General features: G+C 60.9%; 16 protein-coding genes and 1 tRNA gene. 6 read left to right on the forward strand and 11 right to left on the reverse strand.

Annotation, left to right across the window (positions count from 1 at the left end; genetic code table 11):
• Positions 1 to 65 precede the first annotated feature (65 nt).
• Positions 66 to 1,349, reverse strand: coding sequence for a glutamate-1-semialdehyde 2,1-aminomutase (gene hemL / locus ABH945_RS01890; RefSeq protein WP_429249545.1), 1,284 nt, complete (start codon positions 1,347 to 1,349; stop codon positions 66 to 68).
• Positions 1,350 to 1,443: 94 nt separating this feature from the next.
• Positions 1,444 to 2,046, reverse strand: coding sequence for a hypothetical protein (locus ABH945_RS01895; protein ID WP_429249546.1), 603 nt, complete (start codon positions 2,044 to 2,046; stop codon positions 1,444 to 1,446).
• A gap of 300 nt (positions 2,047 to 2,346) precedes the next feature.
• Between ABH945_RS01895 and ABH945_RS01900 the strand changes: the two genes are divergently transcribed.
• From ABH945_RS01900 to ABH945_RS01910, 3 genes are all read left to right on the forward strand, one after another.
• Positions 2,347 to 3,567, forward strand: a complete 1,221-nt coding sequence (locus ABH945_RS01900; protein WP_074765251.1) for a Bcr/CflA family multidrug efflux MFS transporter — start codon at positions 2,347 to 2,349, stop codon at positions 3,565 to 3,567.
• Between the two features lie 154 nt (positions 3,568 to 3,721).
• Positions 3,722 to 3,952: a hypothetical protein gene (locus ABH945_RS01905; RefSeq protein ID WP_074765249.1), complete on the forward strand. Its 231-nt coding sequence runs from the start codon at positions 3,722 to 3,724 to the stop codon at positions 3,950 to 3,952.
• Between the two features lie 248 nt (positions 3,953 to 4,200).
• Positions 4,201 to 4,605, forward strand: coding sequence for a RidA family protein (locus ABH945_RS01910; protein ID WP_429249547.1), 405 nt, complete (start codon positions 4,201 to 4,203; stop codon positions 4,603 to 4,605).
• Between the two features lie 24 nt (positions 4,606 to 4,629).
• Here the strand turns inward: ABH945_RS01910 and ABH945_RS01915 are convergent, their stop codons facing one another.
• The 9 genes from ABH945_RS01915 to rph form a co-directional block, all read right to left on the reverse strand.
• Positions 4,630 to 5,211: a hypothetical protein gene (locus tag ABH945_RS01915; RefSeq protein WP_429249548.1), complete on the reverse strand. Its 582-nt coding sequence runs from the start codon at positions 5,209 to 5,211 to the stop codon at positions 4,630 to 4,632.
• A 171-nt stretch (positions 5,212 to 5,382) separates the two neighbouring features.
• Entirely contained in the window at positions 5,383 to 5,634 is a 252-nt protein-coding gene (locus tag ABH945_RS01920) for a hypothetical protein (protein ID WP_429249549.1), read from the reverse strand.
• A gap of 59 nt (positions 5,635 to 5,693) precedes the next feature.
• Positions 5,694 to 6,422: a peptidoglycan recognition protein family protein gene (locus ABH945_RS01925; RefSeq protein WP_429249550.1), complete on the reverse strand. Its 729-nt coding sequence runs from the start codon at positions 6,420 to 6,422 to the stop codon at positions 5,694 to 5,696.
• Complete coding sequence (locus ABH945_RS01930; RefSeq protein WP_429249551.1) at positions 6,419 to 7,003, reverse strand: PAAR domain-containing protein; 585 nt, start codon at positions 7,001 to 7,003, stop codon at positions 6,419 to 6,421. Before ABH945_RS01930 ends, ABH945_RS01925 begins: the two co-directional genes overlap by 4 nt.
• Positions 6,996 to 7,124, reverse strand: coding sequence for a hypothetical protein (locus tag ABH945_RS01935; RefSeq protein WP_429249552.1), 129 nt, complete (start codon positions 7,122 to 7,124; stop codon positions 6,996 to 6,998). Before ABH945_RS01935 ends, ABH945_RS01930 begins: the two co-directional genes overlap by 8 nt.
• A gap of 562 nt (positions 7,125 to 7,686) precedes the next feature.
• Positions 7,687 to 7,776: transfer RNA gene (locus tag ABH945_RS01940), tRNA-Ser, on the reverse strand.
• A 55-nt stretch (positions 7,777 to 7,831) separates the two neighbouring features.
• Complete coding sequence (gene hemW, locus ABH945_RS01945; protein ID WP_429249553.1) at positions 7,832 to 9,061, reverse strand: radical SAM family heme chaperone HemW; 1,230 nt, start codon at positions 9,059 to 9,061, stop codon at positions 7,832 to 7,834.
• Positions 9,058 to 9,705, reverse strand: a complete 648-nt coding sequence (gene rdgB, locus ABH945_RS01950) for an RdgB/HAM1 family non-canonical purine NTP pyrophosphatase (RefSeq protein ID WP_429249554.1) — start codon at positions 9,703 to 9,705, stop codon at positions 9,058 to 9,060. The genes hemW and rdgB overlap by 4 nt, the downstream gene beginning before the upstream one ends.
• Entirely contained in the window at positions 9,698 to 10,438 is a 741-nt protein-coding gene (rph, locus tag ABH945_RS01955) for a ribonuclease PH (RefSeq protein WP_074765239.1), read from the reverse strand. The genes rdgB and rph overlap by 8 nt, the downstream gene beginning before the upstream one ends.
• A gap of 348 nt (positions 10,439 to 10,786) precedes the next feature.
• On the opposite strand from rph, the gene ABH945_RS01960 reads away from it, so the two are divergent.
• From ABH945_RS01960 to rpoZ, 3 genes are all read left to right on the forward strand, one after another.
• On the forward strand, positions 10,787 to 11,710 hold the full coding sequence (locus tag ABH945_RS01960; protein WP_074765235.1) for a YicC/YloC family endoribonuclease: 924 nt from the start codon (positions 10,787 to 10,789) through the stop codon (positions 11,708 to 11,710).
• 17 nt (positions 11,711 to 11,727) lie between these two features.
• The gene (gene gmk / locus ABH945_RS01965; RefSeq protein ID WP_074765233.1) at positions 11,728 to 12,408 is read left to right on the forward strand and encodes a guanylate kinase; all 681 of its coding nucleotides are present in this window, start codon (positions 11,728 to 11,730) and stop codon (positions 12,406 to 12,408) included.
• A gap of 61 nt (positions 12,409 to 12,469) precedes the next feature.
• A complete protein-coding gene (gene rpoZ / locus ABH945_RS01970; RefSeq protein ID WP_006025620.1) occupies positions 12,470 to 12,673 on the forward strand; it encodes a DNA-directed RNA polymerase subunit omega in 204 nt (67 codons plus the stop codon).
• Positions 12,674 to 12,802: the final 129 nt, after the last annotated feature.

Below are 12,802 nucleotides of genomic sequence, written 5' to 3' on the forward strand. Positions count from 1 at the left end.
CGGGTGCGGTGGCTAGACTAGGTAGAGCTTCGTATTCAGCAAGGTGCGGCTCGCGCCGCGTTTCTTCAACCCGCGAGCGACGCGAATGCGCTGCGCGCTGCGTCGATCGTCGCGTCGATGATCGCGTCGTCGTGCGCGCTCGACACGAAGCCCGCTTCATACGCCGACGGCGCGAAGTACACGCCCGCGTCGAGCATCTTGTGGAAGAACGCGTTGAAGCGCGGCACGTCGCTCTTCGTGACATCGGCGAAGCTGCCCGGAACCGAGTCCGTAAAGTAGATGCCGAACATGCCGCCGAGCGAATCCGCCGAGAACGGCACCTTCGCTTCGCGCGCGACTTGCGACAGACCTTGCGCGAGACGGGCGGTGCGCGCGGCCAGCGTGTCGTAGAAGCCCGGCGCCTGGATCAGTTGCAGCGTCTTCAGACCGGCGGCCACCGCGATCGGATTGCCCGACAGCGTGCCCGCCTGATACACGCCGCCGAGCGGCGCGAGGTGAGCCATGATGTCGCGACGTCCGCCGAACGCTGCGGCCGGCATGCCGCCGCCGATCACCTTGCCCAGACACGTCAGGTCCGGCGTGATGCCGTACACCTCTTGCGCGCCGCCGAGCGCCACGCGGAAACCGCACATCACTTCGTCGAAAATCAGCACCGAGCCGTACTCGGTGCATAGACGGCGCAACGCCTGCAGGAATTCGGGCGTGGCGCGCACGAGGTTCATGTTGCCCGCCACCGGCTCGACGATCACCGACGCGATCTCGTTGCCGAACGCCTTGAACGCCTCTTCGAGTTCGGCGACGTTGTTGTATTCGAGGACCGTGGTGTGCTTCGCGATGTCGACCGGCACGCCTGCCGAGGTCGGATTGCCGAAGGTCAGCAGACCCGAACCGGCCTTGACCAGCAGGCTGTCGGCATGACCGTGATAGCAGCCTTCGAATTTGACGATACGGCTGCGATTCGTGAAGCCGCGCGCGAGACGCAGCGCGCTCATGGTCGCTTCAGTGCCGCTCGACACCATGCGGACCTGTTCGATCGACGGCACCAGCTTGCAGATTTCCTCGGCGATTTCCACTTCAGATTCGGTCGGCGCGCCGAACGAGAAGCCGTTGCCCAGCACGCGCTGCACCGCCTCCAGCACTTCGGGATGGACGTGGCCGAGGATCATCGGGCCCCACGAGCCGATGTAGTCGATATAGCGCTGACCGTCCGCGTCCCAGAAGTACGGGCCTTGAGCGCGCTCGACGAAACGCGGCGTGCCGCCGACGGAACGGAAAGCGCGGACCGGCGAGTTCACGCCGCCCGGGATGGTGCGTTGCGCGCGTTCGAAGAGGATTTCGTTATTGGACATGGCGATGGCTGAATAGAGGTTGCGCAGCGGCGCGGGTTGCCGGTCGGCGTTTTGCGACGCTGGGATAGGTGGAGAAATTGTACCGGAGTCAGCGTCAACGGGTTTTGCGGGCGGGCTTGCCCGGGTCGGCTGTGGCGGTCGTATTCGCGGCCTTGCTCGTGGCTTTGCTCGTGGCTTTGCTGTGGGCCTTATGCGCTGTGACTTTGCTGGAGTGCGTCGGGCCTGTCTGCGGGACTGGCGGTGAGACGGGCGGCGGCTTGCGCGTTCCGGTCAGCTCGCGCCAGCGCTTTTCCAGCGCGCCTTCCGCGATTGGTTTGATCACCGTGCCGGAGCTTTGCGCATCCCATGTCTGCACCGAGAACGGGTGCACGCGCAACGCTTCACGAGGAATCACCGGCGCCTGATGCGCGTCGACCAGCCAGTCGTAGACGAAATCGATACACAGGCGATAACCGCGTTTGGTCGCCGCGTCCGGGACCTCGTACGGCGCGCGCGTCACGTAGCCGGAGCCGAAGATGCCTTTCGGTTCCTGCGCGACGCGGTGCAGGAACACCCGGTCGCCCGGCAGGATGCTGCGTGCGAATCCGCAGCCCCACACGTCGGTCACCGCGACGCCGGAGGCCACGCGTTTCGCGACGTCGGGCAACTCGGGCCACGGCCACTTCTTGGGGCTCCAGATCAGCAGGAAGGCGGTCATTGCACGTCGATACAGAATGGTGGACGGGGTGCCGCGAATACCTTCGTCCGCGGCCCGCAGGGTTCAGGCGGCAGCTTAACCGATCGACCGCGCGGCCGCCGCGGCCAGTTGACGCTGCGCGCTCTGACGCGCAGGAGCGCAGCGCGGCAAGGCAAGGCGAGGCAAGGCGAGAAGGCGAGGCGAGGCGCGCTCGGGTGGATTAACCGTCGCGTACAATCGGGCCTTCAGCTTGTCGCTTTCCCGTTCCACCGTTCGTGCCGACGATGACGGCGCGGCGCTTCATCCGGATTCCCGATTTCCATGTCTCACGTCACCCAGAGCCGGCCCGATGGCCGGCTGATCCTGTTGCTCGGTGCGCTTGCCGCATGCGGGCCGATTTCCATCGACATGTATCTGCCGAGCCTGCCGACCATCGCGCAGGCCTTCGCGATCAGCACGGGCGCGGCGCAAACCACGCTCACCAGTTTCATGTTCGGCTTTTCGATCGGCATGCTGCTGTACGGACCGCTGTCGGATACGTATGGACGGCGGCCGGTGCTGCTCGGCGGCATCATCATGTATGCGCTGGCGAGCGTAGCGTGCGCGCTGTCGTTTTCGATCGGCTCGCTGGTGACGTTCCGCTTCGTGCAGGCGCTCGGTGCGGGCGCGGCTTCGGTGCTCGCGCGTGCGATTGCGCGCGATGCGTATGGTCCGACCGACGCCGCCCGTGTGCTGTCGATGCTGGCCATCGTCACGTCGATCGGTCCGTTGCTTGCGCCGTTGATCGGCGGACAGTTGCTGCTGATCGGCGGCTGGCGCGTGGTGTTCGTCGTGCTGACGCTGTTCGGTTCGGTGTGCGCGGTGACCGCGTTTCTGAAGGTGCCGGAGACCTGGCCGCCCGAAAAGCGCGCGCAGTCCGCGTTGCTGAAGTCGTTCGGCGCGTACGGCAGATTGCTGCGCGATCCGGTCGCGTGGGGGCACATGTTGTGCGGCGGGATGGCGTTTGCGTCGATGTTCGCTTACATCACCGCGACGCCTTTCGTGTACATCGAATATTTCCACGTATCGGCGCAGCATTACGGCTTTTTGTTCGCGCTGAATATCGTCGGCATCATGTTCGGCAATTTCATGAATACGCGGCTCGTCGGCCGGCTCGGCGCGCTGCGGATCATTTCGTTTGCGGCCACCGTCAGTTGCGTGGCGTCGCTATTCGTGAGCTTTGTCTCGCTGACAGGGCTGGGCGGCTTGTGGTCGATCGTGTTCGGGCTGTTCTTCGTGGTCGGCGTGGTGGGGGTGTTGTCCGCAAACTGCACGACCGATCTGATGCACCGTTATCCGATGAATGCGGGTGCAGCGGCCGCCGTATTCGGCGCGGTGCAACTCGCGCTCGGCGCGTTGTCGAGCCTTGCAGTCGGGCTCTGGCAGGACGGCTCGCCCAAAGGGATGGGCATCGTCGTGGGCGTCGCGGGCGTGCTGTGTTACGTCGGGCGAATCCTGGTAATCAGATGGCACGGGGCCAAGGCGCCTGTCGCCGCGGTTTGAACGCTGGCCTTTTCCGTGTTCGCGCGCCTACCACAGGCGGGTAGCGCGCGTGCATCCGGCGCGTCTGCGGAAAACACCAGGTGTTGCGTCCGCGCGACCGTGCGCGGCAAATTGCATTGCTATGATGGAGTTACTGTTCCTCGGAGCGGCAATCATGGCGATCAGAGATTTGATGAACGGCGAACGGCAACATGCTGCTTTCGCCGAAGCGCAAAAGCTGGCTGACAGCGGCGTCTATCACGATTACACGGACATCGAATATGTGCTGCGCTTTGATTACGGTTTGTCGGATGTGTCGGCACTCCTCGACAGCCAGTTGATGCATCGCGACCTGAATCGCCGTTGCGCCGACGCGCGCGAGAAGCTGGATCTGCTTAGCGTGTGATGGAGGCTGCGTCGAGCGATAAGGCGGCTTCGTCTATCGAAGCGGCTCTGGGCGCACTGAGCGCTGAGTCGTGCATCGCCTGATGTTCCATGCATTGAAGCCGCGCGCTTTGAGCGACCATGGCCGCATCCCGCATGCGAATCCGGTAATGCTCGCGCTTTCGTTGAAGCGAGCATGCCATGTGCGCTGCGTCGTTTCGCGTGCAGCGATATGCTGCTGACTCCCCGTCACCTTTTGGAGTGGTACCGATGGCTGGTAGTCAGAACGAATCGCGTCTGCCGCACATGGAGAATCCCGCTACGCTGGCAAAGCCCGGCGGTCATTACAGTCATGTGGCAGTCGCAAATGGCTTTGCTTTTGTCTCCGGGCAATTGCCTATCGATGCACATGGCGTGAAGCTGGCCGACTCGTCGTTCGAGGTTCAGGCCGAGCAGGTGCTGGCCAATGTGCGAGCCGCTCTCGAAAGCGCGGGTAGCAGCGTCGCGCAACTGGCGCAGGTGCGCGTCTATATCGTCGATGTCGAGAACTGGGCGAGCTTCAATCAGATCTACGCGAAGTGGGCAGGGGACGCGCGACCGGCCCGTGCCGTCGTGCCGGTTCCTCAATTGCACTACGGTTTCAAGATCGAGGTCGAGGCGACCGCGGTTGTTTAAGTGCGCTTGATGCGTCCCATGCGTCTAGTGCACCACCAACCCGTTGAACTGCGCATTCGCCACGCCGCCCGCGATATTCACGCCGATATTCCCGCTCACCGCAGCCATGGCGCCTGTGCCGATTTCGGCGATGGCGCTGCCGGTCATCCGGGTGACTGCGTGGATGTTTTGCTGTGTGGCGATTTCCGCTTGCGGCGTCGTGATCAGCGCGATCTGGTTTGTCTGCGCGTTCAGCGCGCCTGCCGCTAGGTTGACGCCGATATTCCCGCTCGCGCCGCGCAGCGCGTCCGCACCCACGGTCGCGGACGAGGCCCCCGCCTTTACGCTGCCAGTTATGTCCTGCAACGTGGATAATTTTGCTGCGCCGAATACGGCGGAGCTGTCGTCGTCGGACGATGCTGCGGAGGCGCTCGCGCACGCGGCTGTGCAAATGACGGCGATGGCTATCGAACGGATTTTCATGAGCTTCTCCTTCACATGCGCGCGATTGGCGCGAATAGCTTTGATATCGACAGCGGCATTGCAAAGTGAAGGGAGGGCTTTTACCGAGTGATGAAGCCTGTTTCTGGCAAACGGGTGTTTGGATTTTGGCGGATTGGTGGTCACTGGTCTTATCGGCCCGTCCTCGAGATCATGGTGTCGGATGACTGGCGGAAATCTTTCAGGAAGTCCCCCCTTTCCTGACTTGCGACATACTGGATATGACGGTGGCAATGTCGATGGAATGAATGCACGCCAGGGATCTTGGCCTAAGTCGAAAGCCAGAGTCGCGCGGCTCTACAAATAGCCAGGAATTCCTCCTTTGCATTTCTCTAGCGCCTGGGTGCTGTTTCCCGTAATGCCGAACCGGTACTTGCAATAGTCGGCAAAAACGGCGCGATCAGCAACGCGCAATTGGTCGATTTGCACGTCATCCCCCTCGTTAGCAAACGGGTCGTGAAACTCCATTTGTAACGTTGGATACCACTTGATAAAGAAAGTCGTCTGCACATCCTCGTCAAGATACGACTTAACGTAGCCCGTATACATGACCGCTGTCATGGCGACGCAGGCACCCAGGATTACGCCTGGCCACTTTCTCGCTCCATTCATGGCGCACTTAGTCCTGTCAATTTCCGAAGCTCTTTGACAAGCGATACGCCGACGTTTCCTGGGCAAATCTTGCCCTCCCCTAGTTGCCCAGGAAATTCGCGATGGCCACCAAGCGTGTTTATGTAAAAGAACTCCCGCAGAATGCCGATAAAGCGATTGACGGCTTGCTTTTGCTTATCGGGTACCTGGGGACGCTTGTTCAAACCGACTGCATCAAGAAATTTTCGAACCGTCGCAACGCCATCGCGCCCTTCTTCGGAATCCGTCAGGTTTTCCAGCAGCACAATACCAATGACACCGGTGTTGTGGTTATGTACATTCTCGCCCTTGAACCGAATATCTCGGCCCTCAAAAATATTGCCGTAACAATCGAGGGCGTAGTGATATCCGATATCGTCACTCGGTGTAACGCTTTTGCCCATCTGCATGTCTTGAATCTCTTGCAGTTGAAGAGCGGCGGGACCGCATGAAAAACTTCGTCCGGCATGGTGAATGGCAATTTTGCTGTAGTCCCAATCGTTAGTCATGCGCGACGAACGATTTTTGTGCGCAGCCCAATCCGAACGTTCTATGAGATTCATCCCTCCTTGGCGGGCACGATTGATAATTGCTTGTCGCGTCGCCGCGCGATCATCCACAGAAATAGAGACTGTCTCCTGTTTCTCACCTTCCGACGCGGTTTGTGTCGAAGTCCAGTGCTCGATTTTGTAGTCAGCCAAGGTCATGTCTCCTGCCGAGGTCTCAGGTCGCGTCTCGGTGAAGAGAACAAAATGTGAATGTTGACCGGCTGTTCGCCTTCTGTCTTGATCGTTGCATAGCCTTGTCCATCCGTCTTTCCGGACAGCATCTTGCCGTCGATCTCCGCTACAAAGGCACGATTGGCCGTGGGATTACCCGTTGTCGCGTCCCAGACGAAAATACGGCGCACAAACTTCAGCTCGTCAGGAGGCAATGACGCATACGGGCAAGCTTTTGTTGCCACTGCCTGCGCGCTATTAGATTCACCCGCGTCGGTACCCGCATCGCCACCGGTGTTGAGAAAAATTCCCGGATTGCTACCGGCAATTACCCTGTTCTTTTTGCACGGGCACAGCACCAGGTCGCCTTCAACAACGACGTCTCGTCCTTGTTCCGACATGCCCTTGCCGGTGCCAAATATCTTGAACGTTCCCTTGCAGTTCCCACATGTCGCCTCATCACTGCTCAGTGCGACTTTTTTGCCATCGTCGTGAATGGTAGATGAATAAGCCATAACAAAGCCGCGCGTCGTTGTTGGGTCGCCATGCCGTACCGCCGCCTTACGCATGAATTTTTCTTCCGTCCTTGACGCCGTTGCGCAAACCGAAACCGTTCCGGCCGCCGAGCGTGGTATGCGAATCGTGGGAAACGAAAAAGTAGGTGATTTCAGTGCTCTGCTTTTCTTGCATATTCACGTCTCCAATATGAACGAACAGAGCGCCTGATATGGGCGTGTCTCTCGAGAGTAACAGCCGTGCTCCAGATGTTTTGTCAAAAGTCGTCAAAGTTGACTCGTGCCAATGAATCGTGCTGTTGGTTTTTTCATGTCTCAAATAAAAAAGCCGACCCTTGGGAGGTCGGCTTTGATGCTGGTTTTCCCTGTCTGTCAAAAAGGTGAGGCGTGCGCCGTGGCAGGTCGGCGCTAGTTTTTACTCGGACGAGGGTGCCGCTGCCTTCTCAACGGTCAGCGGACCAACCAGACTCGACAGCTGATCAATATCCTTGTGCGCATGCGGCTTATTCACATGGCTTCCCAAAGTTCGCGATGCCGACGATGTGTAACCGCAGGCGAAACCTGCTCACCAGACATAGGCGGATTCTGTCGGAATGTGATGATTGCGCGCCGGTCTTGACTCGCAAGAGCATTCACCGCGCGCACCCTGAAATTTTGCTGGATGATGGACCAACTGTTAGGCCATAAAAAACAAAACCCTGCGAATCATAAAATTCGCAGGGTTTTGTTTTTGGTTCTGGCGGAGGCGGTGAGATTCGAACTCACGGAAAGATTGCTCCTTCGCCGGTTTTCAAGACCGGTGCCTTAAACCGCTCGGCCACACCTCCAAGCCTTAAATTGTAACCTGAAAAAACCTCGCAGCGGAACTCCGTTGACCCGCAATTACTGCGGATCTTTCAGAAACAGTTCTTGCAGATCGTTCAGGAACGCCTGGCCAAGCGGCGTCGGCGCAATTTTTTCGTGGTCGCGCGTGATCAGTTTGCGGCGCTCGGCTTCCTGCAAAGCCGGTTCGATCGACGTCATCGACATACCCGTGCGCTCGATGAACTGATGCACCGGAAAGCCTTCCACAAGCCGCAGCGCGTTCAGCATGAACTCGAACGGCAGATCGCGCGGTCCGACTTCGTGTTCTTCCTGCACGGCGGTGCCGGCTTTGGCCTGTTCGATAAACGTAGTGGGGTGCTTGTACCGCACCTGACGCAGCACGCGATTCGGAAACGACAGCTTCGTATGCGCGCCTGCGCCGATGCCGAGGTAGTCGCCGAAACGCCAGTAGTTCAGATTGTGCCTGCTCTGCCGATGCGGCTGCGCATACGCCGACACCTCGTAGCGCCCGTAACCGGCGGCCACCGTGCGTTCGTGAATCCAGTCCTGCATGTCGGCGGATGCATCGTCGTCGGGCAACGCGGGCGGAAATTTCGCGAACAGCGTGTTTGGTTCGAGCGTCAGGTGATACAGCGACAAATGCGGCGGCGCGAACGACAACGCCGTTTCGATATCGGCCTGGCATTCGGCGAGCGTTTGCCCCGGCAGCGCGAACATCAGGTCGAGATTGAAGTTGTCGAATGTGGTCGACGCGACTTCGACCGCGTGACGCGCCTGCGTCGAATCGTGAATCCGTCCAAGCGCTTTCAGATGCGCTTCGTTGAAACTCTGAATGCCGACCGACAACCGGTTCACGCCGCTCGCCCGGAACTGCGCGAACTTGTCGGCTTCGAACGTGCCGGGGTTGGCTTCGAGCGTGATTTCGGCGTCGGCGTCGAGCGGCAGCAGCGCGCGTATGTCCGACAGCATCCGGTCGAGCCCGGCCGCCGACAGCAGGCTCGGTGTGCCGCCGCCAATGAACACCGTATGCACCTGGCGTCCCCAGATCAGCGGCAGTGCCAGTTCGAGATCGGCGCGCAACGCGTCGAGATAATCGTTCTCCGGGAACGTGTCGCCCTTCCACTCGTGCGAGTTGAAATCGCAATACGGACACTTGCGCACGCACCACGGAAAGTGCACGTACAGCGCCAACGGCGGCAGCGACGTCAGCCGGATGCTGCCCGGCGACGTGAATGCCTTGATGACGCCGTTGCCGATATCGGCGGGCGCTGGCTTGATCGGAATCACGCTTCCTCCGTGAGCCGCGCGAGCAGTTGCCGCAACGCAATCGCGCGATGGCTGCTGGCGTTTTTCACCGCCGGTTCCAATTCGGCCGCGCTCGCGTTCAGCGACGGCAGGAAGAAGTACGGGTCGTAGCCGAAGCCGTTCTCGCCGCGCGGCGCGTCGAGAATTTCGCCATGCCAGCGACCTTCGGCGATCAGCGGCTCGGGGTCGTCCGCGTGACGCACGAACACCAGCACGCAGTAGTAGTAGCCCCGGCGGTCGCTTGCGTCCTGCAATTCGGCAACCAGGCGCGCGTTATTTGCCGCATCGCTTTTCTCGCCGCCCGCGAGTTGTGCGAAACGTGCCGAGTAGACGCCCGGCGCACCGCGCAGCGCGCGAACGCAGAGACCGGAGTCGTCGGCGAGTGCGGGCAGGCCGGTGAGCTTCGCCGCATGACGCGCTTTGGTCAACGCGTTTTCGACGAACGTGGGATACGGCTCCTCCGCTTCCGGCACGTTCAACGCGCCCTGCGGAATCAGTTCGATGCCGGCCGCGCCGAGCAGCGCCGCGAATTCGCGCAGCTTGCCCGCGTTGTTCGACGCAAGCACGACTTTCTTCAACGGAGCGTCTGCCAGATTCGCGCCGCCGTTGCGGCTAACCTCACTCACTCTTTTGCTCCAGCGCTGCTTTCTGCATGCCGATCAGCGTGTTGATGCCGTCGCTTGCCAGATCGAGCAGTGCGTTCATTTCGTCGCGCGAGAAGGGCACGCCTTCGGCAGTGCCCTGGATTTCGACGAAGCCGCCCGCGCCCGTCATCACGACGTTCATGTCGGTGTCGCACTGCGAGTCTTCGTCGTAGTCGAGATCGAGCACCGGCAGGCCATCGTACACGCCGACCGAAATCGCGGCGACGTAGTCGGTGATCGGCGAGCTTTCGATGCGGCCCGTGGCCAGCAACTTCGCGACTGCATCATGGGCGGCCACGAAGGCGCCGGTGATGCTGGCGGTGCGCGTGCCGCCGTCGGCCTGGATCACGTCGCAATCGATATGCAGCGTACGCGCGCCGAGCTTCTCGAGATCGAACACCGAGCGCAGCGCACGGCCGATCAGGCGCTGGATTTCCTGCGTACGGCCGGTCTGCTTGCCGCGTGCCGCTTCACGGTCGCTGCGGGTATGTGTGGCGCGCGGCAGCATGCCGTATTCGGCGGTGAGCCAGCCCTGGCCGCGATCGCGCAGGAACGACGGCACGCTCTCGGCAATGCTCGCCGTGCAGATGACCTTGGTATCGCCGAATTCGACCAGCACCGAGCCTTCCGCGTGCTTCGTGTAATGGCGCGTGATGCGCACGTCGCGCAGCTGATTGGCCAGGCGGCCGCTGGGGCGTTGGGTGTCGTTGGTCATGTTGGGATCGGTCTGGAGAAATGCGGAGGGAAAGCGCAATTTTACAGCCGATCGGGCGCAGCGGTGAGCCGCGGTCGTCTGCGCGCCGTGCCGGTCAATGTCGACGCGCGGCGGTGGCTGACAGTGCGAGGGAAGCGCGAAGCCGACGAAGTGTGTTCCACGACGCTCGACAACGTCAGTGACGCACCCGACACAAACGCGCGCTCGCCCGCATGTGCGCTCGCTTTCGGCAGGGTGCATCCGGCAAAAATGGGATAATACGGATTCTCCGCCCCGCGTCTCGTACACGCCGGGCGATTCATCTCTTCGGCGGGCCTTCAGCACCCGTCCACAATCGCGAGAATTACGATGATCTACAGCATGACTGGCTATGCGAGCGCCACGCGCGAACTCGTCGCGGCCTCGGGTACAGGCGGCGTGAGCGTGTCGGTCGAACTGCGCACGGTGAACTCGCGCTTTCTCGATCTGAACTTCCGCATGCCGGAAGACGTGCGCGTCTGCGAACCGACGTTGCGCGAAATGCTGATGCACAAACTGTCGCGCGGCAAGGTGGATATCCGTATCAATCTGCAACGCAGCGAGCAGTCGGCCAACGCGGGCTCGGTCAATACCGAGGCGCTGAAGCAACTGGCGCTGCTCGAACGCACGGTGTTGTCCACTTTCCCGGAAGCGGGCCGTTTGCGCACCGGCGAAATTCTGCGCTGGCCCGGCGTGCTCGCCGAAAGCGGTGTGGCGCCGGACGTGCTGCGCGACGCAGTGCTCGCGTGCGGCAAGCAGGCCATTGCCGACCTGATCGACGTGCGTGCGCGTGAGGGCGCGCAACTGGCGACCATGCTGATCGCCAACGTCACCGAAATGGAAGCGATTGTCACGAAGATCACGCCGCTCGTGCCGGAGTTGATCGCGAAGCATCAGCAAAAGATTGTCGAACGCCTGCAGGAAGCGCTTGGCATCGCCGCGCCGGAGTCGGCCGCGACGACCGTCTCGCGTGAAGAAATCAACGAGCGGATTCGCCAGGAAGTGACGATGTACGGCATCCGTATCGACATCGCCGAAGAACTGACGCGCCTCACGGCTCACCTGAACGAAACGCGTCACGTGATCGAGAAGGGCGGCAAGGTCGGCAAGCGCCTCGACTTCATGATGCAGGAGCTGAATCGCGAAGCGAACACGCTCGGCTCGAAGGCGGCGGCGAAGGAACTCGCCGATTCGTCGATGACCCTGAAGCTGCTCATCGAACAGATGCGCGAGCAAGTACAGAATCTGGAATAAAGCTGGAGCACCCACACATGACCGACCACACACGCGAAAGCGGCGCACCGCGCAACCCGTACGCCGGCGCTTATCCCGGCAACCTGTTCATGGTCGTCGCGCCGTCGGGCGCGGGCAAGTCGACGCTCGTGAACGCATTGCTCGCAGGCGACGACGCGATCCGTCTGTCGATTTCGTACACGACGCGGCCGCCGCGTCCGAAGGAACAGGACGGCGAGCACTATCACTTCACCACCGTCGACGACTTCATGAAACGTCACGACGAAGGCGAATTCCTGGAAAGCGCGGAAGTGCATGGCAACTACTACGGCACGTCGCGCGTGTGGATTCAGGAGCAGATGAAAAGCGGCCATGACGTGCTGCTCGAAATCGACTGGCAGGGTGCGCAGCAGGTGAAGAAGCAGTTTCATAACGCGGTCGAAATTTTCATCTTGCCGCCGTCGCTCGACGCGCTCGAAGAGCGTCTGAAAAAGCGCGGCCAGGACGAACCGAACGTGATTACGCGACGCCTGCTGGCAGCGGGCAGCGAGATGGCGCACGCGGCCGAAGCGGAGTACGTGGTGATCAACGAAAACTTCGATCGCGCGTTGAGCGAACTGCAATGTCTCGTCGCCGCAACGCGTTCGCGCTTCGCGTCGCAATACGCGCGCCACACGCAGCTTTTCGTGCAGCTCGGGATTCATCTGCCGCACGCGTGAGCTTGGGCGTTGTGTCGAGCACATAAGGTAGAATAAGCAACATACTGAGAAGGAACCCAACATGGCCCGCATTACCGTCGAAGACTGTCTCAAACAGATCCCGAATCGTTTCGAACTCGCGCTCGCCGCGACCTATCGCGCGCGTCAGCTCGCTCAAGGCCACACGCCGAAGATCGAAAGCCGCGACAAGCCCACCGTCGTCGCACTGCGCGAGATTGCAGCCGGCCAGGTTGGCGTCGAAATGCTGAAGAAGGTGCCGGTTTAACCTGCACGGTTTCGTTTTCGACGCATTGTTGCGAGTTGTCGCGAGTTGTCGATTTGCTGCACCTGTCACACGCTTTAGCTTCACTTCATTGTTTTAACGCGCAGACCCAGGCGTCCAACCCCAACCCGC

This window comes from Paraburkholderia sp. GAS333 (genome assembly GCF_050435665.1).
GTDB lineage: Bacteria > Pseudomonadota > Gammaproteobacteria > Burkholderiales > Burkholderiaceae > Paraburkholderia > Paraburkholderia fungorum_A.

Excerpts from the sequence above, each read along its gene's own strand:
- hemL (WP_429249545.1), bottom strand. The coding sequence starts at position 1,349 with ATGTCCAATAACGAAATCCTCTTCGAACGCGCGCAACGCACCATCCCG.
- ABH945_RS01895 (WP_429249546.1), bottom strand. The coding sequence starts at position 2,046 with ATGACCGCCTTCCTGCTGATCTGGAGCCCCAAGAAGTGGCCGTGGCCC.
- ABH945_RS01900 (WP_074765251.1), top strand. The coding sequence starts at position 2,347 with ATGTCTCACGTCACCCAGAGCCGGCCCGATGGCCGGCTGATCCTGTTG.
- ABH945_RS01905 (WP_074765249.1), top strand. The coding sequence starts at position 3,722 with ATGGCGATCAGAGATTTGATGAACGGCGAACGGCAACATGCTGCTTTC.
- ABH945_RS01910 (WP_429249547.1), top strand. The coding sequence starts at position 4,201 with ATGGCTGGTAGTCAGAACGAATCGCGTCTGCCGCACATGGAGAATCCC.
- ABH945_RS01920 (WP_429249549.1), bottom strand. The coding sequence starts at position 5,634 with ATGTATACGGGCTACGTTAAGTCGTATCTTGACGAGGATGTGCAGACG.
- ABH945_RS01925 (WP_429249550.1), bottom strand. The coding sequence starts at position 6,422 with ATGACCTTGGCTGACTACAAAATCGAGCACTGGACTTCGACACAAACC.
- ABH945_RS01930 (WP_429249551.1), bottom strand. The coding sequence starts at position 7,003 with ATGCGTAAGGCGGCGGTACGGCATGGCGACCCAACAACGACGCGCGGC.
- ABH945_RS01935 (WP_429249552.1), bottom strand. The coding sequence starts at position 7,124 with ATGCAAGAAAAGCAGAGCACTGAAATCACCTACTTTTTCGTTTCCCAC.
- rph (WP_074765239.1), bottom strand. The coding sequence starts at position 10,438 with ATGACCAACGACACCCAACGCCCCAGCGGCCGCCTGGCCAATCAGCTG.
- ABH945_RS01960 (WP_074765235.1), top strand. The coding sequence starts at position 10,787 with ATGATCTACAGCATGACTGGCTATGCGAGCGCCACGCGCGAACTCGTC.
- gmk (WP_074765233.1), top strand. The coding sequence starts at position 11,728 with ATGACCGACCACACACGCGAAAGCGGCGCACCGCGCAACCCGTACGCC.
- rpoZ (WP_006025620.1), top strand. The coding sequence starts at position 12,470 with ATGGCCCGCATTACCGTCGAAGACTGTCTCAAACAGATCCCGAATCGT.